General features: G+C 66.8%; 33 protein-coding genes and 2 tRNA genes. 32 read left to right on the top strand and 3 right to left on the bottom strand.

Going from position 1 to position 26191, the window contains the following annotated elements:
- The first annotated feature begins 104 nt into the window (after positions 1-104).
- From cofD to G9465_RS13565, 5 genes are all read left to right on the top strand, one after another.
- Positions 105-1097 carry a 2-phospho-L-lactate transferase gene (cofD, locus tag G9465_RS13585; RefSeq protein WP_166970867.1) on the top strand — a complete coding sequence of 331 codons (993 nt, stop codon included), beginning with the start codon at positions 105-107 and terminating at the stop codon, positions 1095-1097.
- Entirely contained in the window at positions 1097-1843 is a 747-nt protein-coding gene (locus G9465_RS13580) for a tRNA-dihydrouridine synthase (protein WP_166970865.1), read from the top strand. The genes cofD and G9465_RS13580 overlap by 1 nt, the downstream gene beginning before the upstream one ends.
- Complete coding sequence (locus G9465_RS13575; RefSeq protein WP_166970863.1) at positions 1840-2679, top strand: triphosphoribosyl-dephospho-CoA synthase; 840 nt, start codon at positions 1840-1842, stop codon at positions 2677-2679. Before G9465_RS13580 ends, G9465_RS13575 begins: the two co-directional genes overlap by 4 nt.
- Positions 2679-3263, top strand: coding sequence for a DUF447 domain-containing protein (locus G9465_RS13570; protein WP_166970861.1), 585 nt, complete (start codon positions 2679-2681; stop codon positions 3261-3263). The genes G9465_RS13575 and G9465_RS13570 overlap by 1 nt, the downstream gene beginning before the upstream one ends.
- Positions 3264-3403: 140 nt before the next feature.
- On the top strand, positions 3404-3595 hold the full coding sequence (locus G9465_RS13565; protein WP_166970859.1) for a 30S ribosomal protein S17e: 192 nt from the start codon (positions 3404-3406) through the stop codon (positions 3593-3595).
- Positions 3596-3643: 48 nt separating this feature from the next.
- Here the strand turns inward: G9465_RS13565 and G9465_RS13560 are convergent, their stop codons facing one another.
- Positions 3644-4705, bottom strand: coding sequence for an Mrp/NBP35 family ATP-binding protein (locus G9465_RS13560; RefSeq protein ID WP_166970857.1), 1062 nt, complete (start codon positions 4703-4705; stop codon positions 3644-3646).
- Between the two features lie 62 nt (positions 4706-4767).
- Positions 4768-5079 (bottom strand): hypothetical protein, encoded by a 312-nt coding sequence (locus G9465_RS13555; protein ID WP_227015552.1) that lies wholly within the window; start codon positions 5077-5079, stop codon positions 4768-4770.
- Positions 5080-5274: 195 nt separating this feature from the next.
- On the opposite strand from G9465_RS13555, the gene G9465_RS13550 reads away from it, so the two are divergent.
- The 16 genes from G9465_RS13550 (at position 5275) to G9465_RS13475 (ending at position 13691) form a co-directional block, all read left to right on the top strand.
- Positions 5275-5359: transfer RNA gene (locus G9465_RS13550), tRNA-Ser, on the top strand.
- Between the two features lie 23 nt (positions 5360-5382).
- On the top strand, positions 5383-5916 hold the full coding sequence (locus G9465_RS13545; protein ID WP_166970855.1) for a 30S ribosomal protein S13: 534 nt from the start codon (positions 5383-5385) through the stop codon (positions 5914-5916).
- Positions 5916-6428 (top strand): 30S ribosomal protein S4, encoded by a 513-nt coding sequence (locus G9465_RS13540; RefSeq protein ID WP_166970853.1) that lies wholly within the window; start codon positions 5916-5918, stop codon positions 6426-6428. Before G9465_RS13545 ends, G9465_RS13540 begins: the two co-directional genes overlap by 1 nt.
- Positions 6425-6817, top strand: a complete 393-nt coding sequence (locus G9465_RS13535) for a 30S ribosomal protein S11 (RefSeq protein WP_166970851.1) — start codon at positions 6425-6427, stop codon at positions 6815-6817. The genes G9465_RS13540 and G9465_RS13535 overlap by 4 nt, the downstream gene beginning before the upstream one ends.
- A gap of 3 nt (positions 6818-6820) precedes the next feature.
- Positions 6821-7600 (top strand): DNA-directed RNA polymerase subunit D, encoded by a 780-nt coding sequence (locus G9465_RS13530; protein WP_166970850.1) that lies wholly within the window; start codon positions 6821-6823, stop codon positions 7598-7600.
- Positions 7601-7703: 103 nt separating this feature from the next.
- Positions 7704-7788, top strand: a tRNA-Leu gene (locus G9465_RS13525).
- A 24-nt stretch (positions 7789-7812) separates the two neighbouring features.
- Positions 7813-8163, top strand: a complete 351-nt coding sequence (locus tag G9465_RS13520; RefSeq protein WP_166970848.1) for a 50S ribosomal protein L18e — start codon at positions 7813-7815, stop codon at positions 8161-8163.
- Entirely contained in the window at positions 8160-8597 is a 438-nt protein-coding gene (locus G9465_RS13515) for a 50S ribosomal protein L13 (RefSeq protein ID WP_166970845.1), read from the top strand. Before G9465_RS13520 ends, G9465_RS13515 begins: the two co-directional genes overlap by 4 nt.
- On the top strand, positions 8591-8989 hold the full coding sequence (locus G9465_RS13510) for a 30S ribosomal protein S9 (RefSeq protein ID WP_166970843.1): 399 nt from the start codon (positions 8591-8593) through the stop codon (positions 8987-8989). The genes G9465_RS13515 and G9465_RS13510 overlap by 7 nt, the downstream gene beginning before the upstream one ends.
- A gap of 12 nt (positions 8990-9001) precedes the next feature.
- Positions 9002-9202, top strand: coding sequence for a DNA-directed RNA polymerase subunit N (locus G9465_RS13505; RefSeq protein WP_166970841.1), 201 nt, complete (start codon positions 9002-9004; stop codon positions 9200-9202).
- Positions 9199-9378 (top strand): DNA-directed RNA polymerase subunit K, encoded by a 180-nt coding sequence (locus tag G9465_RS13500; protein ID WP_135303168.1) that lies wholly within the window; start codon positions 9199-9201, stop codon positions 9376-9378. The genes G9465_RS13505 and G9465_RS13500 overlap by 4 nt, the downstream gene beginning before the upstream one ends.
- On the top strand, positions 9375-10580 hold the full coding sequence (gene eno / locus G9465_RS13495; RefSeq protein WP_166970838.1) for a phosphopyruvate hydratase: 1206 nt from the start codon (positions 9375-9377) through the stop codon (positions 10578-10580). Before G9465_RS13500 ends, eno begins: the two co-directional genes overlap by 4 nt.
- On the top strand, positions 10577-11362 hold the full coding sequence (rpsB, locus tag G9465_RS13490) for a 30S ribosomal protein S2 (RefSeq protein ID WP_166970836.1): 786 nt from the start codon (positions 10577-10579) through the stop codon (positions 11360-11362). Before eno ends, rpsB begins: the two co-directional genes overlap by 4 nt.
- A gap of 107 nt (positions 11363-11469) precedes the next feature.
- The gene (locus G9465_RS13485) at positions 11470-11847 is read left to right on the top strand and encodes a DUF5518 domain-containing protein (RefSeq protein WP_166970834.1); all 378 of its coding nucleotides are present in this window, start codon (positions 11470-11472) and stop codon (positions 11845-11847) included.
- A gap of 54 nt (positions 11848-11901) precedes the next feature.
- The gene (locus G9465_RS13480) at positions 11902-12282 is read left to right on the top strand and encodes a DUF5518 domain-containing protein (protein WP_166970832.1); all 381 of its coding nucleotides are present in this window, start codon (positions 11902-11904) and stop codon (positions 12280-12282) included.
- 68 nt (positions 12283-12350) lie between these two features.
- Entirely contained in the window at positions 12351-13691 is a 1341-nt protein-coding gene (locus tag G9465_RS13475; RefSeq protein ID WP_166970830.1) for a cytochrome P450, read from the top strand.
- On the opposite strand, the gene G9465_RS13470 is transcribed toward G9465_RS13475, so the two are convergent.
- Positions 13688-14515 carry a hypothetical protein gene (locus G9465_RS13470; RefSeq protein WP_166970828.1) on the bottom strand — a complete coding sequence of 276 codons (828 nt, stop codon included), beginning with the start codon at positions 14513-14515 and terminating at the stop codon, positions 13688-13690. The genes G9465_RS13475 and G9465_RS13470 overlap by 4 nt on opposite strands.
- Before the next feature lie 163 nt (positions 14516-14678).
- On the opposite strand from G9465_RS13470, the gene mvk reads away from it, so the two are divergent.
- From mvk to G9465_RS13415, 11 genes are all read left to right on the top strand, one after another.
- Positions 14679-15662 (top strand): mevalonate kinase, encoded by a 984-nt coding sequence (gene mvk / locus G9465_RS13465; protein ID WP_166970825.1) that lies wholly within the window; start codon positions 14679-14681, stop codon positions 15660-15662.
- A complete protein-coding gene (locus G9465_RS13460; RefSeq protein ID WP_166970823.1) occupies positions 15659-16399 on the top strand; it encodes an isopentenyl phosphate kinase in 741 nt (246 codons plus the stop codon). The genes mvk and G9465_RS13460 overlap by 4 nt, the downstream gene beginning before the upstream one ends.
- Before the next feature lie 49 nt (positions 16400-16448).
- Positions 16449-17873 (top strand): hypothetical protein, encoded by a 1425-nt coding sequence (locus G9465_RS13455; protein ID WP_166970821.1) that lies wholly within the window; start codon positions 16449-16451, stop codon positions 17871-17873.
- A gap of 266 nt (positions 17874-18139) precedes the next feature.
- The gene (locus G9465_RS13450; protein ID WP_166970819.1) at positions 18140-19486 is read left to right on the top strand and encodes a ribonuclease J; all 1347 of its coding nucleotides are present in this window, start codon (positions 18140-18142) and stop codon (positions 19484-19486) included.
- A gap of 4 nt (positions 19487-19490) precedes the next feature.
- Positions 19491-20531, top strand: coding sequence for a geranylfarnesyl diphosphate synthase (gene idsA3, locus G9465_RS13445; protein ID WP_166970817.1), 1041 nt, complete (start codon positions 19491-19493; stop codon positions 20529-20531).
- Positions 20532-20613: 82 nt separating this feature from the next.
- Entirely contained in the window at positions 20614-21546 is a 933-nt protein-coding gene (locus G9465_RS13440) for an ArsA family ATPase (RefSeq protein ID WP_166970815.1), read from the top strand.
- A 45-nt stretch (positions 21547-21591) separates the two neighbouring features.
- Positions 21592-23325 carry a glutamate--tRNA ligase gene (locus G9465_RS13435; RefSeq protein WP_166970813.1) on the top strand — a complete coding sequence of 578 codons (1734 nt, stop codon included), beginning with the start codon at positions 21592-21594 and terminating at the stop codon, positions 23323-23325.
- 97 nt (positions 23326-23422) lie between these two features.
- Positions 23423-23794, top strand: coding sequence for an Hsp20/alpha crystallin family protein (locus G9465_RS13430; RefSeq protein WP_166970811.1), 372 nt, complete (start codon positions 23423-23425; stop codon positions 23792-23794).
- A gap of 45 nt (positions 23795-23839) precedes the next feature.
- Complete coding sequence (locus G9465_RS13425) at positions 23840-24763, top strand: alpha/beta hydrolase (protein ID WP_166970809.1); 924 nt, start codon at positions 23840-23842, stop codon at positions 24761-24763.
- Positions 24764-24813: 50 nt separating this feature from the next.
- Entirely contained in the window at positions 24814-25143 is a 330-nt protein-coding gene (locus tag G9465_RS13420) for a ferredoxin family protein (RefSeq protein ID WP_166970807.1), read from the top strand.
- 193 nt (positions 25144-25336) lie between these two features.
- Positions 25337-26191: an electron transfer flavoprotein subunit beta/FixA family protein gene (locus G9465_RS13415; RefSeq protein WP_166970805.1), complete on the top strand. Its 855-nt coding sequence runs from the start codon at positions 25337-25339 to the stop codon at positions 26189-26191.

Raw genomic sequence — 26191 nt, 5'->3', positions numbered from 1 at the left:
GTTCTCACGACTGATTATCAGCCGACTGACGGGACTGGGTGGGTGCGCTGCCCGTCCGTCCGGCAGGGCCACGTTTATAGGTTCACTCACCCCTACGTCGGCGTATGGTGACGTTCCTTGCCGGCGGGACGGGGACGCCGAAACTCCTCGCCGGCGCCGACGACGTGTTCGACCCCGGGGCCACGACAGTCGTCGCCAACACCGGCGACGACGTGGAACTCGGGGGCCACCTCGTCTGTCCCGACCTCGATACGGTTCTCTTTCTCGACGGGGGCGAACTCGACCGGGAGACGTGGTGGGGTATCGCCGACGACACGGCCGAGACACACGCCGAACTCCACCGCCTCGCCGAGGCCGCCGACCTGTCGACCGGCCCGCAGTACCTCTCCGACGACGCACAGACGTCGGGCCGCGATATCGCCCGCTGGCGGCGATTCTCCGGCGTCGCCGAGTTCATGCACATCGGCGACCGGGACCGGGCGGTCCACGTCACGCGGACCTCGCTGCTGGACGCGGGGTACTCGCTGACGGACGTCACGCGGACGCTCGCCGACGCGTTCGGCCTCGACCGGACGCTCTTGCCGATGAGCGACGACCCGGTGGCGACCATCGTCCACACGCCGCAGGGCCCGATGCACTTTCAGGAGTGGTGGGTCGGGCGGAACGGTGACCCAGCGGTCGACGACGTGGAGTTTCGCGGCGGCGAGACGGCCACGGCCACCGACGCCGTCCTGACCGCCCTCTCGGACCCGGTGGTCGTCGGTCCCTCGAACCCCGTCACGTCGCTCGGGCCGATGCTCGCCGTCGAAGGCATTCGGGACGCGCTCGCCGAGACGCCGGTCGTCGCCGTCTCGCCGTTCGTCGAGGACGAGGTGTTCTCCGGCCCGGCCGCGGACCTGATGGAGGGCGTCGGCCGCGAGGCCAGTACCGCCGGCGTCGCCGAGAGCTACCCCTTCGCAGACGCGTTCGTCCTCGACACCGAGGACGGCACCGACCTAGACAGGCCGGTGGTCCGCACGGACACGACGCTCGACGGCCCCGGAGACGCCGACCGAGTGGCCCGCGCGGTGACCGACGCCCTCTCGGAGGTGGCCTGATGTTCGAGCCACGGGTCGCGCTGGCGAGTCTCAGCGGCGAGGCGGACGCCGCGTGGGCCCGCGCCGTCGAGGACCACGTCGGGTGTGCCTTCCTCGGGGGTATCGCGCTGGACAGCCCCACGCGTGCGGCCGCCCGCGAGATGGTGGACCACGACCGCTCGGAGTTCCTGCCGGAGGACCCGGTCGCTTTCGTCGACGCGCAACTGGACGCACTGGCCGGCGCGCCGATTCGACCCGCGTTCAACGTCCGGAGTGCGTCGGTCGACCCGGTAGTGCGCGCGGCCCGGGTCTGTCGGGACCACGGCGCTCTCCTCGAAGTGAACGCGCACTGCCGACAGGACGAGATGTGCGCCGCCGGTGCCGGTGAGTCACTCCTTCGAGACGCCGACCGCCTCGCCGAACAGGTCGCCGCCGCGAGCGAGGCGGGGGCGACCGTCTCGGTCAAGGTCCGGACCGAGGTGGCGGGCGTCGACCTGCCCGAGGTCACACGAACCGCAGCGGAGGCAGGTGCGGACGCCGTCCACGTCGACGCCATGGACTCTGAGGCCGTCGTCGGCGACGTAGTCGAAGCGACGGACTGCTTCGTCATCGCGAACAACGGCGTCCGTGACCGGGAGAGCGCGACCGAGTACTTCGAGTACGGGGCCGACGCGGTCAGCGTCGGGCGGGCGAGCGACGACCCCGACGTGCTTCGCGAGGTCCGGGCCGCCGCCGACGACTGGACCGGTCGCGAGGTGGTACGGTGAGCGACCGCTCGACGGACCAGAACGCCGAACTGGCGCTGTTGCTGGAGGTCAGCGGGACGCCAAAACCCGGCAACGTCGACAGAGAACGGGAGTACGACGACCTCCGGTTCGAGCACTTTCTGGCCGGCGCCGTCGGCGCTCGCCCCGGCCTCGAACTCGCGGCTGACGGCGAGCGTGTGGGCCACGCCTTCGAACGAGCAGTCGAAGGGATGTCCGGCCAGTCGGGCGGCAACACCCAGTTTGGTGCCCTGTTAGTGCTGACGCCGCTGGTCGCGGCCGCGAGCGAGGACGACCTGACGCCAGACGGCGTCGAGCGAGTGGTCGCTCAGACCACCGTGGCCGACGCCGCCGACTTCTACCGCGCGTTCGAGCACGTCGACGTGGCCGTCGACGACCCGCCAGAGGGGCTCGAACCGCTGGACGTGCGCCGCGGACGCGAGGCGATACCGACGTTGGAGAAGCGGAGTCTGACGCTGTCGGACGTGATGGCCCAGAGCGCGGACGTCGACGGCGTCGCCGCCGAGTGGTCGAGCGGGTTCGAACGCGTCTTCGAGGCCGCCGAGGGGATACTGGACGACGAGGGGGCGGTCGCCGACCGCGCCTCGCGTGCGTTCCTCCGCTTACTGGCCGCGGAGGTCGACACCTTCGTCGTCACGCGGAACGACCGCGAGACGGCCGAGGAGGTTCAGCGACGAGCGCAGGCGGTGCTGGACGGCGAGGAGGACGCGACGGAACTGGCCGCGGAGTTCGTCGCCCGCGACGTGAACCCGGGGACGACGGCCGACCTCGTCGCCGGGGCGCTGTTCGTCGCGCTGGAACGGGGGCTGGTCGTCTGATGGGCGAGACGGACTGGCCGGCCGAACTCGCCGGCGTCACCGAGTCCGTCGTGACGACGCTGGGACCCAACGACCGCTGGAACGTCGCGGCGCTGGGCCTCACGGCACCCGACGGCGACGGTCCCGTAACGGCGACGACGTGGGGCCGGACCCGCACCTGGCGGAACTTCCGGGAGCGCGGCGAGGGGTACGTCCAGTTCACCCGCGACCCGGTCGACTTCGCGGAGGCGGCGCTCGCCGTCCGCGAGGAGGCCGACCCGGTTTTAGAACGTGCCGACGCGTGGGTCCGGGTCGGCGTCGAGCGACTGGCCGACGGTGAGGAAGGCGGGACACAGTGGGTCGAGTGGGCGCTCCGGCCAGTCGAGAGCGGCGTCGAACGACGCGTCGTCCCGACGACGAACCGGGGCCACGCCGCAGTGGTCGAAGCGACCGTCGCGGCCTCACGGCTGGACGTACCGACCTACGACCGCGAGACGCTACTGGATAGGCTCGCGTACTTCGAGTCGGTGGTCGAGACGGCCGGCAGCGAGCGCGAACGTGAGGCGTTCGAGCGCGTCCGGGACCTCGTCGACGCCGAGTGGTGAGACACCGCCCGGCACCAATCGCTCGACACCGCGCTCGAAGACGCTATAACGGGACCGCTGGCGCCGCATCGGGTGATAACGGTTCGCGTCCCGGCGTGGAAGTCGAACCCTTTTTGAACGCCACCTAGCAAGATGCACGCATGGCAATCAAACCCGCCTACGTCAAGAAGACCGGGACACTGCTGATGGAGCGATACCCCGACGCGTTCGGTGCCGACTTCGAGCACAACAAGGACGTCGTCGAGGAAGTCACGAACATCGAGTCCAAGGGCGTGCGCAACCGCATCGCCGGCTACGTCACCCGTAAGTACAACAACCCGGTCGAAGCGTAACTCGGTCTTTCTCTCTACCGCCTCACCTCGGACAGCGGCGGCACCGCCCTACTGCTCGGCCTCGGCGGCCCGCGAGTCGGACTGGCGCTTGCGGTGGATGATACCCTGCATGTTCGCGGTGCGGGCGGCGATGTCGCGGAACGCCTCGCCCGTCTCGTCGTCCTCGTCCAGCACGAGTGGTTGCCCGCTGTCGCCGCCCTCGCGGACGTCCGGGTCCAGCGGAATCTCGCCGAGGAACGGCATCTCGTTTTCGTCGGCGAACTCACGGCCGCCGCCGCTGCCGAAGATGTCGTGGTCGCCGCCACAGTCCGGACAGACGAACGTGGACATGTTCTCGACGATACCCAGCACGGGCGTCTCGTGGCGGCCGAACATCCGCAGGCCCTTGCGAGCGTCGTCGAGTGCGACTTCCTGCGGCGTGGTGACGATGACGGCCCCGGAGACGGGGACGCGCTGGAGCATCGTCAGTTGCGTGTCGCCGGTCCCCGGCGGCAGGTCCACGACCATGTAGTCGAGGCTCCCCCATAGCACGTCGTCCCACAGTTGGGTGAGGACGTTGTCGACCATCGGCCCACGGAAGATGACCGGGTCGTCCTTCCCGACGAGGAAGTCCATGCTCATCAGTTTCATCCCGTACTTCTCGACGGGGATTATCTCCTCGTCCTCGGTGGCACGGGGCGACTCGTCGGCGTTGAGCATCCGGGGGACGTTCGGCCCGTACACGTCAGCGTCGAACAGGCCGACCCGCGCACCGAGTCGGGAGAGGCCGGCCGCGATATTGACGGCGACGGTCGACTTCCCGACGCCGCCCTTGCCCGAGGCGACGGCGATGACGTTCTTGACCTCGGGGAGCGGGTCCTCGGCCTCGGGCACGCCGCGGTCGACGCTGGCCGAGAGGTCCACCTCGCGGTCGAGGTCCGAGAGCGCCTCCCGGACCTCGTTGGCCATGCTCGTCTCCGTCGGCGAGTAGGGCGCGCCGAGCGCGAGGTCGATACGAACCTCGTCGTCTGTGACCTCGATGCTGTTGATGAGACCCAGCGACACGATGTCGTCGCCGAGGTCCGGGTCCTGGACGGTCCGGAGACGCTCACGGACGTCGTCTTCGTTCATGTCTCCGGGTAGGCCCCGGAGGTGCGATAAGGATTGTGACAGGACCGGGCGTCCACCGTCGGTCAGGGATGCCGGAACGTGTACGTGACTTTCTCCCCGTCCGACCTGCCCTCGACGTGGAGTTCGCCGTCGTCGTGGTCGAAGACGAGGCGGTCGGCCGGTGCGTCGAAGGCGTGCAGCGGCATCCCCGTCGCCACGCGGCCCTCGGGGCCGACCGAGACGTACGTCGAGGCGCCGAACTCCGCGGTGAGCGTGCCGTCGTCGCGCTCGGTGACGCGGTTCGGGCCTGCGAACCGTTCGAGGTGGCTCCGAACGGCTTCGCTGTCGGTCGGGTCGACTGTGGTGCCGCCGTCGGCACGCGCGATAGTTTTCACGTCGGGTCGTACGGCCGCCAGCGCCGAAGCAGTTGCGCCGCTCGTCCGTGGGGAATACTCACGTATGCGCCGTCCTCACGGGGGGAGCGCCTTCCGTTGCGTTTAAATACAACCCCGGAATAGCTTGGGACAGACTCGTGTAGGGGGACGCGCCCCCGAGTCCGCGTGCCGCGGGCGCGAGTATCAGAAGCACGTGTCGTGGTAGCCAAGCCTGGCCCAAGGCGCAGGGTTGCTAACTCTGTGGCGTACAGCCTCCTGGGTTCGAATCCCAGCCACGACGCTCACCCAACCGATTACCCATATATGAGTGCAGAAGACCCCAACGCGGGCGAGGACGCGGATGCCGAAGAAGAGGAGGACATCCGCTATTTCGTCCGTATCGGACAGACCGACCTCGACGGTACCAAGTCCGTCGAGCGAGCACTGACAGAACTGAACGGCATCGGCCACCGCGCCGCCCGCATCATCGCCCAGAAGGCTGATGTAGACCGTCGCGCGGTGTTCGGGAAGCTCGACGACGACGTCATCGACTCCGTCGTCGAGGCCGTCGAGAACTACGCCGACGATGTCCCCGAGTGGATGACCAACCACCAGAAGGACTACTTCACCGGAGAGACCACCCACGAGACCGGGAACGACCTCCAGCTCACCCGTCGGCAGGACATCAACCGAATGAAGATGATCGACTCCTACCGCGGCGTCCGCCACAAGCGCGGCCAGAAGGTTCGCGGTCAGCGCACGAAGTCCACCGGTCGTACCGAGGGGACCATCGGCGTCAACGTCGAGGCCATCAAGGAAGAGCAGGCCGAGGAAGCCGCCGCGGAGGATGACGAATAATGGCACTCGGCTCCAACACCAAGTTCTACGAGACGCCGAACCACCCGTTCCAGGGCGAGCGAATCGCCGACGAGAGCAACCTGCTGGGACGCTACGGTCTGAAGAACAAAGAGGAACTCTGGCGTGCCCAGTCCGAGCTTCGTGGCTACCGCCGCGAGGCCCGGAAACTGCTCGGCCAGACCATCCAGACGGACGAGGCCGACGAGTTCCTCGCCCGCCTGAAGCGCTACGGTATCCTCAGCGAGCAGGACACGCTCGACGACGTCCTGTCGCTCGACGTCACCGACGTCCTCGAACGCCGACTCCAGACGGTCGTCTACCGCAAGGGCTACGCGAACACGCCCGAGCAGGCCCGTCAGTTCATCGTCCACGGCCACATCGTGCTGGGCGGCCAGCGCGTCACGCGCCCGTCGATGAAGGTCGAAGTCGCCGTCGAGGACACCGTCGGCTTCGACGAGAACAGCTCGCTTGCGGACGAACTGCACCCTGAGCGCGCGGAGGCACAAGAATGAGCGAAGCAGAAAACGACGGCATCTGGGGCGTCGCACACGTCCACGCATCGTTCAACAACACCATCATCACCATCACCGACCAGACCGGCGCGGAGACGCTCGCAAAGAGCTCCGGCGGGACGGTCGTCAAGCAGAATCGCGACGAGGCGTCGCCGTACGCCGCCATGCAGATGGCCGAAGTCGTCGCCGAGAAGGCCCTCGACCGCGGCGTCGAAGGCGTCGACGTTCGCGTCCGCGGTCCCGGTGGGAACCAGCAGACCTCCCCCGGGCCGGGCGCGCAGGCGACCATCCGAGCGCTGGCCCGCGCCGGTCTCGAAATCGGTCGCATCGAGGACGTCACGCCGACGCCGCACGACGGCACTCGCGCACCGAAAAACTCCGGATTCTAACCCATGACACAGGACTACGAGGTTGAGTTCGTCGAACGCGGCGAGCGGGAGTCGCTCGTACTGATTCGGGGCATCACGCCGGCCTTCGCCAACGGCATCCGCCGGGCGATGATCGCCGACGTGCCCACGTTCAGTATCGATACGGTCCGCGTCATCGAGAACACCAGTGTGATGTTCAACGAGCAGATCGGCCTCCGACTGGGGCTGGTCCCGCTCACCACCGACCTCGACGACTTCGAGATCGGTGACGAGGTGACGCTGTCGCTCTCCGTGGACGGGCCGGCGACGGCCTACTCCAGCGACCTCGTCTCCAGTGACGGGCTGGTGAAACCGGCCGATGACAACGTCCCCATCATCGACCTCAAGGACGGCCAGCGCCTCGAAGTCGAGGCCGACGCCGTCCTCGATACGGGGAAAGAACACGCCAAACATCAGGGCGGCGTGGCCGTCGGTTACCGACACCTCCAGCGTGTCGAAGTCGTCGGCGAGAAGAGCGAGTTCGAGGACGACGAGCCCAACATCCTCCGCGGCGTCATCGAGGAGGGTGCGGCCGAACACGCCGCCGTCGACGCGACGGACGGCGACCTCGTGCCGACCGACGACTTCGGCAACGACCTCTCCCAGCGCTACCCGGGCAAGGAGGTCGAGGTCACCGACGTCGAGAACGCCTTCGTGTTCCACGTCGAGACCGACGGCTCGTTCACCACCGACGAACTGGTCCTGCGCGCGGTCGAGACGCTGCGTGACCGCGCGACCGAACTGAAAGACGCAGTCCAACTGTAACGCCACATGCCCCGAAACACCCTTTCGACGCCGATGACCGCCCGCCCCCCGAGCGCGAGGACCGAAGGGGTTTTTACGGGGCACGCAAAACGCATGAATGCAAGCAGGGATAGCCAAGTCTGGCCAACGGCGCAGCGTTCAGGGCGCTGTCCCGTAGGGGTCCGCAGGTTCAAATCCTGCTCCCTGCACTTTTCCTACAAAGGAGGAACTCTATGAGCAAGACGAACCCGAGACTCAGTAGTCTCATCGCCGACCTGAAGTCGGCCGCCCGCTCTGCGGGTGGCAACGTCTGGGGCGACGTCGCCGAGCGCCTCGAGAAGCCACGGCGCACACACGCGGAAGTCAACCTGGGCCGTATCGAACGGTACGCACAGGAAGACGAGACCGTCGTTGTGCCGGGCAAGGTGCTCGGCTCCGGTGTCCTGCAGAAGGACATCACCGTCGCCGCAGTCGACTTCTCCGGAACCGCCGAGAAGAAGATCGAACAGGTCGGAGAGGCTATATCGCTCGAACAGGCAATTGAAAACAACCCCGAAGGCTCCCACGTGCGGGTGATCCGATGAGCCTCGCAGAATTCGACGCCGACGTCGTCGTCGACGCCCGTGACTGTATCATGGGCCGTGTCGCGTCCGCGGTGGCCGAGCAGGCCCTCGACGGACAGACCGTCGCCGTCGTCAACGCCGAACGCGCAGTCATCACCGGCCGCGAAGAGCAGATCGTAGAGAAGTACAAGAAGCGCATCGACATCGGTGACGACAACGCGTACTTCTACCCCAAGCGCCCGGACGGTATCTTCAAGCGCGCCATTCGCGGTATGCTGCCCCACAAGAAGCAGCGCGGCCGCGAGGCATTCGAGAACGTCCGCGTGTACGTCGGGAACCCACACGACGAGGACGGCGACGTCCTCGAAGGGACCTCGCTGGACCGACTGTCGAACATCAAGTTCGTCTCGCTCGGCGACGTGAGCGAGGCACTCGGAGCGAACAAGACATGGTAACGAACACGTCTGGCAAGAAGAAGACTGCCGTCGCTCGCGCGACGATTCGCGAGGGCGAGGGCCGCGTGCGTATCGACTCCCAGCCCGTCGAACTGGTCGACCCGGAACTGGCTCAGCTGAAGATGCTGGAGCCGTTCCGCATCGCGGAGGACGACCTCCGTGACGACGTCGACGTCGAAGTGTCCGTCGAAGGTGGCGGTGTCATGGGGCAGGCAGACGCCGCCCGAACCGCCATCGCTCGCGGACTCGTCGACTTCACGAACGACGCGGAACTCCGTGACGCGTTCATGGAGTTCGACCGCTCGCTGCTGGTCAACGACGTTCGCCAGTCCGAACCCAAGAAGTGGGGCGGCCCCGGCGCTCGGGCCCGCTACCAGAAGTCCTACCGCTGAGGTGATTCAGATATGATGGTACCGGTCCGGTGTTTCACCTGTGGTAACGTCGTCGGCGAGCACTGGGAGGAGTTCAAGGCCCGCACCCGCGAAGCCGAGGAGCCAGAGGACCCCGAAATGGTCCTCGACGAACTCGGCGTCGAGCGGCACTGCTGTCGCCGAATGCTCGTCTCGCACAAGGACCTCGTCGACATCGTCGCGCCCTACCAATGAACGCACAGGAGAGCCGATACGAGAAGGCCCGTAAACTCGGCGCACGAGCGCTGCAGTTGGCCCACGGCGCACCCGTGCTCATCGAGACGGAGCACACCCAGCCCATCCTCATCGCGGCCGAGGAGTACGACGCTGGCGTGCTGCCGTTCACAGTCAAGCGAGGTGACCACAAATGACGCTAATTACCGACGTACGACTCCGCCGCGTCCTCGACTCGCGTGGAAACGCGACCGTGGAAGCCGACGTCCTCACGGAGAGTGGGGGCTTCGGTCGCGGCAAGGCACCGAGCGGCGCAAGCACCGGCGAGTACGAGGCAATCGAACTGCCGGCTCAGGAAGCAATCGCGAACGCTCGCGACGACGCGCTTCCGCGCCTCATCGGTGAAGTCCACGCCGGGAACCAGCGTGACGTCGACGCGGCGCTCCACGCCGCCGACGGCACGGACGACTTCTCCGGTATCGGAGCCAACTCCGCCGTCGCCATCTCGATGGCGGCCGCGAAGGCCGGTGCCGACGTGCTGGGCGCACCGCTGTTCCAGCACCTCGGCGGCACCTTCCGTGGCAACGAGTATCCGACGCCGCTGGGTAACATCATCGGCGGCGGCGAACACGCCGCGGACGCCACCAACATTCAGGAATTCCTCGCGGCCCCCGTCGGCGCGCCGAGCGTCGAGGAGGCCGTCTTCGCCAACGCCGCGGTCCATCAGGAAGTCCACGACATTCTGGCCGACCGCGACCTGCCAGCGGGTAAGGGCGACGAGGGCGCCTGGGCACCCTCGATCTCGGACGACGAAGCGTTCGAGATCATGGACGAGGCCGTCGAGACGGTGGCCGACGACTTCGGCTTCGCTATCGCGTTCGGCCTCGACGTCGCTGGTGCCGAACTGTACGACGAGGACGAGGGCGGCTACGTCTACGACGACGGCGTGAAGTCGACCGACGAACAGATCGACTACATCGCCGAGAAAGTCGAGGCGTACGACCTCGTCTACGTCGAGGACCCACTCGACGAGAACGACTACGAAGCCTTCGCCGACCTGACCGACCGCGTCGGCGACCAGACGCTCGTCTGCGGTGACGACCTGTTCGTCACGAACGTCGAGCGACTGGAGGCCGGTATCAGCGCCGGTGCGGGCAACTCCATCCTCATCAAGCCCAACCAGATCGGGACGCTCACGGACGCGGTGGACGCCATCGAACTCGCGACCCGAAACGGCTACGAATCCGTCGTCTCCCACCGGAGCGGCGAGACCGAGGACACCACTATTGCACACCTCGCCGTGGCGACCAGCGCGCCGTTCATCAAGACGGGCGCGGTCGGTGGCGAGCGCACAGCCAAGCTGAACGAACTCATCCGTATCGAGGACAACGCAGTATGAGCGGCAACGAAAAAGAGGGTCTCGACGCGTCCGAGTCCGACTTCGACCCGTCCGAGGAGGACGACGAAGCGGTCGACGCAGAGGCCGAGACGGCAGCCGAACAGCCCGCCGACGCCGAGGAGGCCGAGGCAGAGACAACCGAAGACGAGGAAGACGCCGGACCCCAGCTCGACGAGGACGTCATGCCCGACGAGCAGTCCGAGGCCGACCTCCTCATCCCCGTCGAGGACTACCTCGGCGCCGGTGTCCACATCGGGACCCAGCAGAAGACCCAGGACATGGAGCGGTTCATCCACCGCGTCCGTGACGACGGGCTCTACGTGCTGGACGTCTCGATGACGGACTCGCGCATCCGCACCGCCGCGGACTTCCTGGCCAACTACGACCCCGAGCAGATTCTCGTGGCGTCCTCGCGCCAGTACGGTCGGTTCCCGGCCGAGAAGTTCGCCGACGCCGTCGGCGCCCGTGCTCGCACGGGCCGGTTCATCCCCGGCACGCTGACGAACCCGGACTACGACGGCTACATCGAACCGGACGTCGTGGTCGTCACCGACCCAATCGGTGACTCACAGGCCGTCAAGGAGGCCATCACGGTCGGCATCCCGGTCATCGCGATGTGTGACTCCAACAACACCACGTCGAACGTCGACCTGGTCGTCCCGACGAACAACAAGGGGCGAAAGGCGCTGTCGGTCGTCTACTGGCTGCTGGCCAACGAGACGCTCGACCGTCGCGGTGCCGAACCGTCGTACGGTCTCGAGGACTTCGAGTCCGAACTCTAACGCAGGCGTTCGATACCTTCACTTTCTCTCTACACGGCGCGCCAGTGGCGACGATAGGCGTCGCTACGGCACAAGACATAGGGCAGCCCCCCGAGTACCGGTCGCCGATGGCAGAACAAGATACCCTCCTCAACGCGGTTATCGGAGCTGTCGCGACAGCTATCCTGAGTGGTTTCGTCCCCTTCGCACCGGTGTTCGGCGGCGCACTCGCCGGCTATCTGGAAGGTGGTGACCGAGACGACGGCCTCCGAGTCGGTGCGATCTCCGGGGCCATCGGTCTCGTGTTCACGCTGGTCGTGTTCGCCTTCGTGGGAATGGTCTTCCTCGGATTCCTGCTCGGCGGGATGCCGATGCGTATGGGGGCGGTCGGTGTCGTCTTCTTCGTCGTCGCGGCGGTGTTCGCCGCCGTCTACGTCGTCGGTCTGAGCGCGCTCGGCGGGTGGCTGGGCAACTACGTGAAGTACGACACCGACCTCGGAAACTGACCGGCGACGGCGTGGCCAGCTATATTACACCGGCTGTCGACAGACACAGACGAGATGCGTGAGACGCTCGTCGACGCCGGCTGGGGTGCGCTGGTGACAGTCGCGCTCTCGTTCGTCCCGTTCTCGTCGGTCATCGGCGGGGCCGTCGCCGCCAACAGACACGGCAGCGGCTACGCGAGTGGGCTGTGGCTGGGGCTGCTTGCGGGCGTCGGCGCGATGGTGCCGTTGCTGGTGCTGTTCGTCCCGGCACTGTCCATCGCCGGGGCACTCGGATTCGGTATCCACCCGTCCTCGCCGGCGTACGAACTCTTTCTCGCGCTCGTGTTCGCGTTCTTTCTCGCGTACACGGTCGGACTGAGCGCACTCGGTGGCCTTGGCGGCGTCTGGGTGGCGCGACATACGGAGTGGCAGCTAGACCCCGGCCGCTGGCTCTGAGCCGCCTTCGGCCCGTAACCGGGCGATTTGGCATGCGATTCAAACGTGTCCAGCCCTAACTCCGACCGATGGCAGAGACGCCGCCCGGACCGAAAGGCGAACCGCTGTTCGGCAGTAGCAGGACGTACGCCGACGACCCGTTCCGGTTCATCTCGACGCTGGAGAGCGCCTACGGTGACGTCGCTCGCTTCGACATGGGGCCGATGGACACCGTCATGCTGTGTGACCCGGCAGCCATCGAACGAGTGCTGGTCTCGGAAGCCGACCGGTTTCGCAAGCCCGACTTTCAGGGGGACGCGCTCGGTGACTTGCTGGGTGACGGTCTCCTGTTGAGCGAGGGCGAGACGTGGGAGCAACAGCGTCGCCTCGCCAATCCCGCGTTCTCGATGGCACGGCTCTCGGGGATGGCCGACCGAATCACCGGTCACGCGCAGGACCGCATCGCAGACTGGCAGGAGGGGGACGTCGTCGACGTCGAACAGGCGATGACCCGGACGACGCTCGACGTCATCCTCGATTTGATGATGGGCGTCGAACTCTCCGAACAGCGCGTCCGGACCATCGAGGAGCAACTGATACCGCTGGGCCAGCGCTTCGAACCCGACCCGCTCCGCTTTGCCGCACCGGAGTGGCTGCCGATGCCGGACGACGCGGCGTTCGACAGCGCCGTCGAGACGCTCGATGCGGTGCTAGACGACATTATCGCCGTCCGAGAGGAGACGGTCGGAACGGACGAGGACGGCCCGATGGACTTCCTGTCGGTCCTCCTCCGTGCCCGCGACGACGGCGAGCAGTCGCCCGAGCAGTTGCGCGACGAGATGATGACGATGCTGCTTGCGGGCCACGACACGACGGCGCTGACGTTGACCTACACCTGGTTCCTCCTCTCGGAACACCCCGAGGCCGAACGCAAAGTCCACGAGGAACTGGACGAGATGGTCGGCGACGAGCGACCCGGGATGGACCACGTCCGCGAACTCGACTATCTGGAGTGGGTCATTCAGGAGGCGATGCGCCTGTACCCGCCGGTGTACACAATCTTCCGGGAACCGACCGAGGACGTCGAACTGTCGGCGTACCCCGTCGAGGCGGGGACGACGCTGATGCTCCCGCAGTGGGGTGTCCACCGCTCCGCCCGGTTCTACGACGACCCGGAGACGTTCGACCCGGAACGCTGGAAGCCCGAACGGGCGACCGAACGACCCCGGTTCGCGTACTTCCCGTTCGGCGGTGGCCCGCGCCACTGCATCGGCAAGCACCTCGCGATGCTGGAGGCCCAACTCATCGTCGCCACGACGGCCAAGCAGTACCGCCTCGACTTCACGGGCGAGACGCCGCTCGAACTCATGCCGTCGCTGACCGCCCACCCGCGTCAGGAGATGTCGATGCGAGTACAGACGCGAGATTAGGTCGGCGTCGAAGCGTCGCGAACCTGTACCTCGCGTTCGGCCGCGACGTGGCCGGTGACCGACAGCGTGACCGGGCCGTCCTCCATGGCCGTGTAGGCCGTGTCGACGTCGAGGGTCGCCGACACCCGTTCGCCCGCGGCGACGGACCGGTCGACGACGTGGGACTCGTCGTCGTCGGCGATTCCCTTCGTGGGCCAGTACACCGCCGCGAGGAAGCGGCCGTCCGTCTCGGAGACGTTCGTCGCCGTCAGCGACACCGACAACTGCTCGCCCTGCGAGACGCTGTCTGGAACGGTCAGGCTGTCGAGTTCGAACTGCGGTGCCGGTGTCGCGAGCGTGTCGCGTGCGTCTGCCGGTACCGGCCACTCGGTCCCGTCCGAGCGCCGAATACGGGGATTCGACGCAGACAGCGGTGACGGAACCGTGAACGCGACGTACGGGCGCTCGTGACCCGCGACAGCGTGGTTACGCGCGCCCACGGTGTCGGGGAGGCCTTGGTCCCACGAGTCGTCGGCCGTCTCGAACGTGTACGCCAGGTCGTGGAAGTCTTCGACCCCTCGAACCGAGCCAACGACGTACTGTCTATCCTCGCCGGTCAGTACGCCACCGGACCCCATCGACGAGTCGTAGGTGATGGCCTTCCGGACGACGACGTCCTCGACAGCGACCTTCGTGTGCGTCTGGGACGGCGTTCGCTGGTCAGTCCGTTCGTCGTCCGTGGACGTCTCGGACGCCTCGTCCGGAGTCGACGGGGATTCAGAGAGGCACCCGGCGACACCGGCGAGGCCAGTCCCGAGTGTGGTCAGTACGCGTCGACGTTTCATACACGCCCGTTCCATCGGCGCGTAAAAGGTCTTTCAGGTAGCTCAAAACCCGCTTGTATCGTTCCATCGGGACGTATCGCGGCTGTGGCGAGCGACAGACGGCGGCCGGCAGCCCGAAACTGGCTCCGAAAACGCCTAACCCCCTCCGGTCACACGGGCGGGTATGGTCACGTCGAGCGCTCCCGGCAAGGTGTATCTGTTCGGGGAGCACGCGGTCGTCTACGGTGAGCCAGCGGTCCCGTGCGCCATCGAGCGCCGGGCCCGCGTGACGGCGAGAGAGATAGACGAAGGACTTCGCATTCACTCGGAAGACCTCAAACTCGACGGGTTCACCGTCGAGTACGACGGAGACGGAGCGGGTCGGCCCGACGTCGACGCGTCGGAGCCCTTACTCGAAGCGGCGATGGGGTACGTAAACGAAGCGGTGGCACAGGTCCGGGACGCCGCCGACGTACCCGACGCCGGCTTCGAGATACGAATCGAGAGCGACATCCCGCTGGGTGCGGGACTCGGGTCGTCGGCGGCCGTCGTCGTCGCCGCCATCGACGCCGCGACTCGCGAACTGGGCGTCGAACTCTCAGCCGAGGCCATCGCGGAACGGGCCTATCAGGTGGAGGCGGCCGTACAGGACGGCGAGGCCTCGCGGGCCGATACGTTCTGTTCGGCGAAGGGCGGGGCCGTCCGCGTCGAGGGCGACGACTGCCGAACCGTCGAAGGCGTCGACAACCTGCCCTTCGTCATCGGCTACGACGGGGGCGCCGGGGACACCGGCGCACTGGTCGCAGGCGTCAGGAGTCTCCGTGAGGAGTACGACTTCGCCGCGGACACCGTCCGCGCCATCGGTGACATCGTCCGCGAGGGCGAGTCCGTACTGGGCTCGGGCGACTACGAGACGCTGGGCGACCTGATGGACTTCAATCACGGCCTCCTGTCGGCGCTGGGCGTCTCCTCCCGGTCGCTGGACTCGATGGTCTGGGCCGCCCGCGATGCGGGGGCGATGGGCGCGAAACTAACCGGGGCTGGCGGCGGTGGCTGTATCGTCGCGCTTGACGACACCGACGACGCGCTCACCGCCCTGAAGTACACGCCCGGGTGTGAATCGGTCTTCCGGGCGGAACTGGACACTGACGGAGTCCGGCAAGAATGACCGTCGTCCTCAAACTCGGCGGGAGCGTCGTCACCGAGAAGGAGACGCCGGAGACTGTCGACGACGAGGCGCTGGCGGCCGCCGCAGACGCCGTCGCGGCCAGCGACCACGACGTCGTAGTCGTCCACGGTGGCGGGAGCTTCGGCCACCACCACGCCGCCGAGTACGGGGTGAGTACGACCGAGGGAACGCACGACGTGGCCGGCGTACAGGCCATCCACGGCGCGATGACGCGGCTGAACAGCAGGATCGTCACGGCGCTGACCGAGCGTGGGGTCCCCGCCGTCCCGGTCCACCCGCTCTCGGCGGCGGACCGGCGCGCAGACGGCACGCTCACGCTCCCGACCGGACAGGTCCGAACGCTCCTCTCCGAGGGGTTCGTCCCGGTGTTGCACGGCGACCTCGTCGCCCACGCGGGCGAAGGGGCGACAGTCCTCAGTGGCGACGAACTGGTCGTCGAACTCGCGCCGGCCGTCGACGCCGACCGGGTCGGCGTCTGCTCGACGGTGCCCGGCGTGCTGGACGAGGACGGTGCCGTAATCGACCGAATCGAGGCCTTCGAGGACGCCGCGGCGGCGCTCGGCGGCAGCGACGCCACGGACGTCTCCGGCGGGATGGCCGCGAAGGTTCGTGCGCTCCTCGAACTCGAGAGCCCGGCCTCGGTGTTCGGCCCTGATGCGCTGTCGGCCTTCCTCGACGGCGACGCGCCGGGGACGACGATCGAGGCGGATCGGTGAACGTGCGACCGTCGTAACCTATTTCACCGCCGTTGCTAATTGTAAATTCATGTCTGCTGTTAGCTTACCCGACGTCTACCGCTACGGCGCTCGGTACGTCGGTTACGTCCTCGTGGTCGCCATCGTTGGTGGTCTGTTCGTTGGCATCGGCGTGGTCCTCGGTGCGTCACCCAGCGCGTCGCCCTCCGTTACGACGAACCGAGCACTGCTCGGTGTCGCCGTCGCTGCCATCGGGGTCTTGCTTACGCTTTCTGGCGTGTTCGGACTCCTGCACAAACTCGTCGCCGACGCGACGATGGTCGGTGCTGCCGCGGCCGTCGCGAAAGCGGACGACGCGGCGGCACCGACCGAAGCAGCGGCGCCCGACACCGAGAGCCGCGAGGTGAGCGGAGAACAGGAGGCCGCTGGCGCAGCAACCGCCGGAGCAGCTACCGGCTCGACGGCCGAGTCCCGCGACGAGACCCAGACGGGAACGGCCGATTCGGAGCCGAGCGAGACGACGGACGACGACCCGCTCGAACCGACCGCGGCCGAGGCCACCGACGGCGAGACGGCCGAGGCCGGCCCAGCCGAGACGGACGCACCGTCCGAAGCGGTGTCGACGACGGCAGCGACACCCGACGAAGAGCCCCCGGAAGCGGACGAACCGGCTTCCTCACAGCCCGAGTCGTCGGCCGAAGCCGACGCGGTGCAAGACGACTCCGAACTGATCGCCGAGAGCGACCAGTCGGCGCGCGAGAACGCCGCGGACGGACAGGACTCCCAGCCCGCGGCCGCTGCCGAACCGGCACGAGAGACGGACAGCGGTTCGGAGCCCGATGCAGATATCTTCGGTGGTCCCGCTGAGGAGGCGACCGACCAGCCGACGACTGCGGACGACGACGATTCGCCAGCACCGGCTGAGGACCAGGGGCCTGTGACGGCCGACGCCGCCGCTTCGGACGAGAACGACACCTTCGGTGGTCCCGCTGACGAACAGGCCGACGACGTCGGTCGCACGGACCCCGCCGCGGACGAACCGACGGCCGAAGACGACGCGCCGGCCGAACCGCAGGAGTGGTCGCCGCCGGACCCTTCGGAGTTCCAGGGCCGACAGCCAGCCGCGTCGGACGACGACCAGTCGAGCCCGGACGAGTCGGTGCCGGTGGACGACCAGCCCACGACCGAGGAGCAGACCGTCTGGGATATGGAGTCGGGGACCGGACCGGCCGAAAGCGACGACCAGACACAGTCGGCGGGACCACGGACCGCCGACGACCTATTCGGCGAGTCGGCGTCCGAAGAGAGCGACGAGGACCTGCTCGGGAGTATCGAGTCCAGAGAGACGCGCATCGTCGACGACGTCGCCGAGGAGAGCGACGAGTCGTCCGCCGACGACGTCGAGGACGACGCGACGCTCTCAGACGAAGGCGTCACCGGGTTCGACGTCGATTCGGACAGCGACCCGCTGTCGGACGCCCTGGACGACGAATAGCCGCCTGGAACCCACACCGTTTTAAGAAGCGACGTTGTACGTCCGCGTAACCGAGCGCACGGCCGCCCGCAGACCGCGGTTTGGCGGCCGGCAGACGACGGGGAAAGTCGTCGGGACGTCAGTCCCTTCCACTTCGGGAATCGAGGCTACGGGGTGTACCCGGCCGGCCTCGACGCCCACAGGAACCGAGACGCCGTTTCAGCAGTTACCGTCGTCGCCAGCACCAACCGCGGGCCCGCGGACGGCTTCCACTCGGACCTACAACCATGGAAGTCGAAATCGCAACAATCGGCGGATACGAGGCAGTTGGCCGTCAGATGACGGCCGTCCGTGCAGGTGACGACGTCGTCATCTTCGACATGGGCCTGAACCTCTCGAAGGTACTGATTCACGACAACGTCGAGACCGAGCGGATGCACTCGCTCGATCTCATCGACATGGGCGCTATCCCGGACGACCGGGTCATGTCCGACCTCGAAGGTGACGTGAAGGCCATCGTGCCGACACACGGCCACCTCGACCACATCGGCGCCATCTCGAAACTCGCCCATCGCTACGACGCGCCTATCGTCGCCACGCCCTTCACCATCGAACTGGTCAAACAGCAGATAAAGGGCGAGGAGAAGTTCGGGGTCCAGAACGACCTCGTCAAGATGAGCGCGGGCGAGACGATGCAGATCGGCGAGCGAAACGAACTCGAGTTCGTCAACGTCACCCACTCCATCATCGACGCCATCAACCCGGTCCTCCACACGCCGGAAGGGTCCGTCGTCTACGGACTGGACAAGCGGATGGACCACACGCCGGTCATCGGCGACCCTATCGACATGAAGCGGTTCCGAGAGATCGGCCGCGAGGGTGAGGGCGTCCTCTGTTACATCGAGGACTGTACGAACGCCGGCCGGAAGGGCCGTACGGCCTCCGAGGCAGTCGCTCGTCGCCACCTCAAGGACGTCATGACCAGCATCGAGGACTACGACGGCGGCATCGTCGCCACGACGTTCTCCTCGCACATCGCTCGTGTGAAGAGCCTCGTCGAGTTCGCCGACGACATCGGCCGCCAGCCCGTGCTGCTCGGTCGCTCGATGGAGAAGTACTCCGGCACCGCAGAGCGACTGGACTTCGTGGACTTCCCGGAGGACCTCGGGATGTACGGCCACCGCAAGTCCGTCGACCGCACGTTCAAGCGGATCATGAACGAAGGCAAGGAGAACTTCCTGCCCATCGTCACGGGCCATCAGGGCGAACCGCGCGCGATGCTCACCCGCATGGGCCGCGGCGAAACGCCCTACGAGCTAGATAACGGCGACAAGGTCATCTTCTCGGCTCGGGTCATCCCGGAACCGACCAACGAGGGTCAGCGCTACCAGTCCGAGAAACTGCTGGGCATGCAGGGCGCCCGCATCTACGACGACATCCACGTCTCGGGCCACCTCCGTCAGGAGGGCCACTACGAGATGCTCGACGCGCTCCAGCCCCAGCACGTCATCCCGGCCCACCAGAGTCTCGAAGGGTTCGCGCCGTACGTGGACCTCGCCGAGAATCAGGGCTACAAGGTCGGCCGCGACCTGCACATCACGCGTAACGGCAACATGATTCAGCTCACGGAATAACCACATGTCCGAAGGTTATCAGCAGGTCGAAAAAGCCATCCTCGCCCGCCGGGAGCGGGTCAACGAGGCCCTCCCCGAGGAGCTTCCAGTGAAGCGGCCCGAGCACCTCTATGAGGCGACCCGCTACCTGCTGGACGCCGGCGGAAAGCGACTCCGTCCGACGGTGTTGCTGCTGGTCGCGGAGTCGCTACTGGACGTCGAGCCACTGTCGGTCGACTATCGTGACTTTCCGACGCTCACCGGCGGGCAGGCCGACGTACTGTCGGCGGCGCTGGCCATCGAGGTCATCCAGACGTTCACGCTCATCCACGACGACATCATGGACGACGACGACCTCCGCCGCGGGGTCCCGGCCGTCCACAAGGAGTACGACCTCTCGACGGCGATTCTGGCCGGCGACACGCTGTACTCGAAGGCCTTCGAGTTCCTCCTCGAAACCGGCGCGGCCGACGACCGGAGCGTCGCCGCGAACAAGCGCCTCGCGAAGACCTGCACCCGCATCTGCGAGGGGCAGTCGCTGGACATCGAGTTCGAGCAGCGCGATGCGGTCACGCCCGATGAGTATCTGGAGATGGTCGAACTCAAGACGGCCGTCCTCTACGGCGCCGCAGCGTCCATCCCGGCGACGCTGCTGGGTGCCGACGAGGAGACCGTCGAGGCCCTGTACAACCACGGACTGGACGTGGGCCGGGCCTTCCAGATTCAGGACGACCTGCTTGACCTGACGACGCCCTCGGAGAAACTGGGCAAGCAGCGCGGCTCGGACCTCGTCGAGAACAAGCAGACGCTCGTGACGCTGCACGCCCGTCAGCAGGGCGTCGACGTCGAGAACCTCGTCGACACCGACTCCGTCGACGAGGTGTCCGAAGCCGAGATAGACGAGGCCGTCGCCACGCTCCGTGAAGCGGGGTCCATCGAATACGCCCGGGACCGGGCGCAGGAACTCGTCACCAGCGGGAAGGAGAACCTCGAAGTCCTGCCGGACAACGAGGCCCGCGACCTGCTTGACGGCATCGCCAACTACCTCGTCGAGCGCGAGTACTGACGCCAAGCGGTCGTTTGTACGCCCATCGCCCACGGCGGTACGCCGGGTCGGAATTAAGGCGAACCGACACGAACGAGCGTCCGTGACCGAGTTCCTCCTCTACGGCGGGAAAGGCGGGGTGGGAAAGACGACCATCGCGACGGCGACGGGGGTCTCGCTGGCCGAGCGAGGCTACGAGACGCTCGTCGTGTCGACGGACCCGGCCCACTCGTTGGGTGACGCCGTCGAGCGACCGGTCGGAGCCGGCCCCGTGGAGATACACAACGGCTTCTGGGGCGTCGAAGTCGACCCACAGGCAGGTATCGACCGCTACCGGACGCTGTTCGAGGCGCTGGCCGCGGAGTTCGCCAGCGCAGGCATCACCCTCGACGAAGACGAGATTACCGACCTGTTCACCGCGGGTGTGATGCCCGGGAGCGACGAACTGGCCGCAGTAGAGGGACTCGCGACCTACGCCGACAATGACCGGTGGGACCGGGTGGTGTTCGACACCGCACCGACGGGCCACACGCTCAGACTGCTGGACCTGCCGTCGCTGCTTGACCGCGGGATGGCGACGGCGCTGGACCTGCGCGATCAGGTACGCCGGAAGGTGAACACGACGCGAACGATGCTGTTTGGTCCGATGGCGAATCGACGGCGCGCCGACGAGGAAGACGAGTTCACGGCGATGCGCGACCGGATGGAGCAGGTCGGACGTGTTCTCAGAGACCCGGACCTGACCGAGTTCCGCGTCGTCACGATTCCGGAGACGATGGCGGTCCGCGAGAGCGAGCGACTCGTCGACCAGTTACGCGAGTTCGAGGTCCCGGTGACGACGCTCGTGGTGAACAAGCTAATCGAGGGCGCGGGGGACTGTGACCGATGTCGCGGGAAACGGGCCGTCCAGCAGGACGCGCTCGTGGCTCTGCGCGAGTCACTGCCGGAGTTGGCCCTCTGGACGGTGCCCGACGAATCCGGCGAGGTGACGGGGCTGGACGCACTCGGTCGGGTCGGCGCCCATCTCGACGTCTGACCGAACCCGACGGCGTTTTGGGGCCTCCCGCCGGACGCTTCGACCATGGACGACGCGCTGCGAACGCGAATCGAGGAGGCCGCCGAGACGAACGCCCTCCTCAACGCGGTCAAACACGACAGCGAGGCACAGGTCGGGGCCATCATGGGGCCGCTCATGGGCGAGAACCCCGAGTTCAGAGAGCACGGCGACGAGATTCCGGGGATCATTGCGCCCATCGTCGACCGGGTCAACGGGATGGACGCCGAGAAACGCCGTGAGCGCCTGCAGGAACTCGCCCCCGAGAAACTCGAAGAACTCGAAGCCGAGGACGAGGGCGAGGACCACCCCCTGCCCGACCTGCCCAACGTCGAGGAGTACGACACCGTGCGGATGCGCGTCGCGCCGAACCCTAACGGCCCGTGGCACATCGGCCACGCCCGGATGGCCGCCGTCATCGGGACGTACAAGGAGCGCTACGACGGCGAGTTCGTCTGCCGGTTCGACGACACCGACCCAGAGACGAAGCGGCCGGACCTCGACGCCTACGACCAGATTCTGGACGCTATCGACTATCTCGGCTTCGAACCCGACGACGTGTTCAAGGCGAGCGACCGGGTGGAGACCTACTACGAGTACGCCCGGCAACTCATCGACGCCGAGGGTGCCTACACCTGCTCGTGCCCACAGGGCGAGTTCTCCGACATGAAAAACAGCGGCGAGGCCTGTCCCCACCGCGAGAAAGACGTCGAGACGGTCCACGCGGAGTTCGACGCGATGGTCGACGGCGAGTACGACAGCGGCGAAATGGTCCTCCGGGTCCGGACCGACATCACCCACAAGAACCCCGCGTTGCGCGACTTCGTCGCCTTCCGGATGATAGATACGCCCCACCCGCGCGAGGCGGCCGCCGACTATCGCTGCTGGCCGATGCTGGACTTCCAGAGCGGCGTCGACGACCACCTGCTGGGCATCACGCATATCATCCGCGGCATCGACCTGCAGGACTCCGCGAAGCGCCAGCAGTTCGTCTACGACTACTTCGACTGGGAGTATCCGGAGGTCATTCACTGGGGGCACGTGCAGGTGGACGCCTACGACGTGCAGATGTCCACCTCGACCATCTCGGAACTCATCGCCGAGGGCGAACTCGACGGCTGGGACGACCCGCGTGCGCCGACGGTGGCGAGTCTCCGTCGGCGGGGCATCCGTGGCGAGGCGCTGGTCGACGCGATGGTCGAACTCGGCACCTCCACGTCCAACGTCGACCTCGCGATGTCGTCGGTGTACTCGAACAACCGCGACCTGATAGACGACGACACCGACCGGGCGTTCTTCGTCCGGGACAGCGAGGACCACGGCGGCCTCGTCGAGCGACAGGTCGTGGGCGGCCCCGACGTGGGCGAACCGCCTTACCACCCGGACCACGAGGACCGAGGCCGACGCGAGATTCCGGTCGCGGGCGGCGTCGCCGTCGAGGGCGACGACCTGCCGGGCCACGGCGAGCGAGTCTGGCTGAAGGGGTACGGTTGTGTTCGCCACACCCGCGACGCCTTCGAGTACGTCGGCGACGACATCGCGGCGGTGCGCGAGGAGGGCGTCGACGTCGTCCACTGGGCGCCGGCCGACGGCCCCGCGCTCCGACTGCGGACGATGGACGGCGACGTGACCGGCGTCGCAGAACCGGGGGTCCTCGACTACGAGGCCGACGACGTGCTCCAGTTCGAGCGCATCGGCTTCGCCCGCGTCGACGACGTGAATCCGGACGGCGAGTCGGTCGCGTACTTCGCCCATCCCTGAGCCCCTTTGCGATTCGTTACTCTGTGACAAACTATCATTTTCAGCTACATTTTTTACGAACCGCGAACAAGCATCTAGTGAATCGAGGTGAACAGCAATGGCACTGCCCACGACCACACCGAGCTCGTGGATGCGGGGACTCGACCTCCCCGGCCAACTGTTCGAAACCGGGAGTGACGACTACGAACTGTACGAGGAAGACGGCGAGTTCGTCCTCAGCGTCGAACTACCGGGGTTCGACGTCGGGGAGATTGACGTGACGTGGGACGACGGGATGTTGAACATCGCCGCCGAGCACGAGGACGAGCAGCGGAACCAGCGACGGACCTACCACCGTCGGTTCCGCTTCCCGAAGCGGGTCGACGACGAGAGTATCGCCGCGAGCTACACCAACGGCATTCTGGAGGTCCGCCTGCCCGTCTCCGAGGGCGCCGTCACTCGCGGCAAGCGCATCGAAATCGAAAGCTAACCCGTCCCCGACGCGTTTTTATTCCGTCCAACCGCAGTAGGGGACGTGACAGAGCGCGCTCCGACGACGGTCACCGTCGACCGAGACATCCCCTTCCACGAGGCGGCCGGCGAGACGCTCCTGCTGGACGTCTACGACTCGACGGCCAGTAGCGGGCCGAAACCGGTCGCCGTCCTCGTCCGCGGGGGCGGGTTCACGGTCGGTGACAAGGGCGAGTTCGCCCGCCACGCCATCGACCTCGCCGAGGACGGCTACCTCGTCGTCGAACCGCAGTACCGACTGGCACCCGAACACACCTTCCCGGCCGCACTCGTCGACGTGAAGGCCGCTATCGAGTGGTGCCGGGCGGAGGCGGACGCCTACGGCGCGGACCCACAACGCGTCGTCGCAGTGGGACACTCCGCTGGCGCGAATCTCGTGACGCTCGCCGCGGCGACGGCCGACGACCCGGCGTTCGAACCGGACCTGTATCCCGGCGCATCCTCCGAACTTTCGGCCGTCGTCGGCTACTCGGGCGTCTACGACTTCCGGGCGATGGCGGAGACCGACGACGCGGGCGATGCGGACATACACAGGCAGTATCTCGGCGGCGGGCCCGAGGAGGTTCCGGAGGCGTACGAACTCGCCTCGCCGGTGGCACAGGCCACCGTCTCGATGCCGCCGACGCTGTTGCTCCACGCCGAGGACGACGAGGTGCTTCCGCCGGCCCAGTCGGAACTGCTCGCTCGGACGCTCGACCCCCTGACGACGGTGGCATACGAACCCGTTCCGGGCGCTCACGGCTTTCCCTTCGCGGGAGCGTTCTACGACGACGTCTACGACCGCACCGCTGCGTTCCTCCAGCGTCACGTCGGTGTCACCGACGACCCGATGGGCGTCCACGACGGTCCGTCACTCGACGAGGGACGTGGTCCCGGCAAACCGCCCGGCCGTGGACCGACCAGTGGACCCGACGACCCTCGTTTCTGAGGCTGACTGTCGAAAGTTTAAGTATCGTCGCCGAGTGTTGTTAGATACCAATGGCCATAGACCCCGAATTCGAGGACAATCGTGACGTGGTCGAACAACACGACGGCCACAACGTCTGGGGGCCGGTCGAGGAACCCGACACACTGGGTATCCACGGCACCCACGTCGCCGTCGACTTCGACATCTGTCTCGCCGACGGCGCCTGTCTGGAGGACTGCCCGGTCGACGTGTTCGAGTGGGTAGACACGCCCGACCACCCCGAGAGCGAAATCAAGGCCGACCCGGCCCACGAGGACCAGTGTATCGACTGCATGCTGTGTGTCGACGTCTGTCCGGTCGACGCCATCGACGTCGACCCCGGCCGCGCCGGCCGTATCTGAGTCCAGAACGCCTGTTTTCCGTATCGAGTTCGGCGTAGTGGCGGCATCGTTCGTGTCCTCCAGTCGTCGGTCCGGCGGGGTGCTGTGTCCGCCGCATCACCGACGGACGCCCCACGAAACTCTCACCCGTTATTGTGAACATACATTTATGTTCCGCCCGAGATGAGGTACGTTGACGAGAGTCGTGACAACTATGCACACAGTAGTTCTGACAAAGGGGGTCCCCGACTTCCGAGAGGGACAGGTATCCTTCGACGAGGACGGGCACCTCGAACGTGGGAAGACCCCGACGGTGATGAACCCGAACGACAAACACGCGCTCCGGGCGGCGTTCCAGACTCGCGTTCGAAACGGCGGTCACGTCTCGCTCATGAGCATGGGGCCGCCGGGGTATCAGGAGGTGTTACAGGAAGGGATGTGCGACGTCTACGCCGACGACCTGTATCTCCTCTCGGACCGGGAGATGGGTGCCGCCGACACGTGGGCCACGGCGATGACTGTCGCCACAGGCATCCAGAACCTCGACACGCGACCAGACCTCGTGTTCGCGGGGTTCAAGACCGCTGACGGGGAGACGGGCCACACCGGCCCACAGACCGCGTACTGTCTGGACTGGCCGCTGGTCACCCACGTCGTCTCGCTGGACATCGACGAAGAGGCGGGGTTGTTGCGAGCGAAACGACTGGTCGACGGCGACGTCAGCGAGATAGAGACAGTAGAAGCGCCGATGCCGTGTTTCGTCGTCGCGGACCCGGAGTTCGAACCGACCTACCGGAAGGCCAGCCACCGCCTCGAACACAAGCAGTTGCGCGAGGAGACCCAAGAACGCGCCGAGAACTACGAAGACCTGGTGACGGTCTGGGACCACGAGGACCTCAATCTGGACCCGGACTACATCGGCCTCGACGGGTCGCCGACCATCGTCGCCGGCGTCGACCCCATCCCGAAGGTCCCGTCCGAACGCGAGGCGACGGTCGTCGACGGCGACGATTCGGCGGCGATGGAACCGATACTGGACGAACTGACGCCCTACGCAGCAGGTGACTGA

It is taken from the genome of Haloarcula sp. JP-L23 (assembly GCF_011602445.1).
Taxonomy (GTDB): Archaea; Halobacteriota; Halobacteria; order Halobacteriales; family Haloarculaceae; genus Haloarcula; species Haloarcula pellucida.
This window is presented reverse-complemented; position numbering and strand designations above follow the sequence as displayed.

Bases quoted from the DNA above. Each gene is read 5' to 3' on its own strand.
- cofD (WP_166970867.1), top strand. From the start codon at position 105: ATGGTGACGTTCCTTGCCGGCGGGACGGGGACGCCGAAACTCCTCGCC.
- G9465_RS13580 (WP_166970865.1), top strand. From the start codon at position 1,097: ATGTTCGAGCCACGGGTCGCGCTGGCGAGTCTCAGCGGCGAGGCGGAC.
- G9465_RS13570 (WP_166970861.1), top strand. From the start codon at position 2,679: ATGGGCGAGACGGACTGGCCGGCCGAACTCGCCGGCGTCACCGAGTCC.
- G9465_RS13565 (WP_166970859.1), top strand. From the start codon at position 3,404: ATGGCAATCAAACCCGCCTACGTCAAGAAGACCGGGACACTGCTGATG.
- G9465_RS13560 (WP_166970857.1), bottom strand. From the start codon at position 4,705: ATGAACGAAGACGACGTCCGTGAGCGTCTCCGGACCGTCCAGGACCCG.
- G9465_RS13545 (WP_166970855.1), top strand. From the start codon at position 5,383: ATGAGTGCAGAAGACCCCAACGCGGGCGAGGACGCGGATGCCGAAGAA.
- G9465_RS13540 (WP_166970853.1), top strand. From the start codon at position 5,916: ATGGCACTCGGCTCCAACACCAAGTTCTACGAGACGCCGAACCACCCG.
- G9465_RS13535 (WP_166970851.1), top strand. From the start codon at position 6,425: ATGAGCGAAGCAGAAAACGACGGCATCTGGGGCGTCGCACACGTCCAC.
- G9465_RS13530 (WP_166970850.1), top strand. From the start codon at position 6,821: ATGACACAGGACTACGAGGTTGAGTTCGTCGAACGCGGCGAGCGGGAG.
- G9465_RS13520 (WP_166970848.1), top strand. From the start codon at position 7,813: ATGAGCAAGACGAACCCGAGACTCAGTAGTCTCATCGCCGACCTGAAG.
- G9465_RS13515 (WP_166970845.1), top strand. From the start codon at position 8,160: ATGAGCCTCGCAGAATTCGACGCCGACGTCGTCGTCGACGCCCGTGAC.
- G9465_RS13510 (WP_166970843.1), top strand. From the start codon at position 8,591: ATGGTAACGAACACGTCTGGCAAGAAGAAGACTGCCGTCGCTCGCGCG.
- G9465_RS13505 (WP_166970841.1), top strand. From the start codon at position 9,002: ATGATGGTACCGGTCCGGTGTTTCACCTGTGGTAACGTCGTCGGCGAG.
- G9465_RS13500 (WP_135303168.1), top strand. From the start codon at position 9,199: ATGAACGCACAGGAGAGCCGATACGAGAAGGCCCGTAAACTCGGCGCA.
- eno (WP_166970838.1), top strand. From the start codon at position 9,375: ATGACGCTAATTACCGACGTACGACTCCGCCGCGTCCTCGACTCGCGT.
- rpsB (WP_166970836.1), top strand. From the start codon at position 10,577: ATGAGCGGCAACGAAAAAGAGGGTCTCGACGCGTCCGAGTCCGACTTC.
- G9465_RS13485 (WP_166970834.1), top strand. From the start codon at position 11,470: ATGGCAGAACAAGATACCCTCCTCAACGCGGTTATCGGAGCTGTCGCG.
- G9465_RS13480 (WP_166970832.1), top strand. From the start codon at position 11,902: ATGCGTGAGACGCTCGTCGACGCCGGCTGGGGTGCGCTGGTGACAGTC.
- G9465_RS13475 (WP_166970830.1), top strand. From the start codon at position 12,351: ATGGCAGAGACGCCGCCCGGACCGAAAGGCGAACCGCTGTTCGGCAGT.
- G9465_RS13470 (WP_166970828.1), bottom strand. From the start codon at position 14,515: ATGAAACGTCGACGCGTACTGACCACACTCGGGACTGGCCTCGCCGGT.
- mvk (WP_166970825.1), top strand. From the start codon at position 14,679: ATGGTCACGTCGAGCGCTCCCGGCAAGGTGTATCTGTTCGGGGAGCAC.
- G9465_RS13460 (WP_166970823.1), top strand. From the start codon at position 15,659: ATGACCGTCGTCCTCAAACTCGGCGGGAGCGTCGTCACCGAGAAGGAG.
- G9465_RS13455 (WP_166970821.1), top strand. From the start codon at position 16,449: ATGTCTGCTGTTAGCTTACCCGACGTCTACCGCTACGGCGCTCGGTAC.
- G9465_RS13450 (WP_166970819.1), top strand. From the start codon at position 18,140: ATGGAAGTCGAAATCGCAACAATCGGCGGATACGAGGCAGTTGGCCGT.
- idsA3 (WP_166970817.1), top strand. From the start codon at position 19,491: ATGTCCGAAGGTTATCAGCAGGTCGAAAAAGCCATCCTCGCCCGCCGG.
- G9465_RS13435 (WP_166970813.1), top strand. From the start codon at position 21,592: ATGGACGACGCGCTGCGAACGCGAATCGAGGAGGCCGCCGAGACGAAC.
- G9465_RS13430 (WP_166970811.1), top strand. From the start codon at position 23,423: ATGGCACTGCCCACGACCACACCGAGCTCGTGGATGCGGGGACTCGAC.
- G9465_RS13420 (WP_166970807.1), top strand. From the start codon at position 24,814: ATGGCCATAGACCCCGAATTCGAGGACAATCGTGACGTGGTCGAACAA.
- G9465_RS13415 (WP_166970805.1), top strand. From the start codon at position 25,337: ATGCACACAGTAGTTCTGACAAAGGGGGTCCCCGACTTCCGAGAGGGA.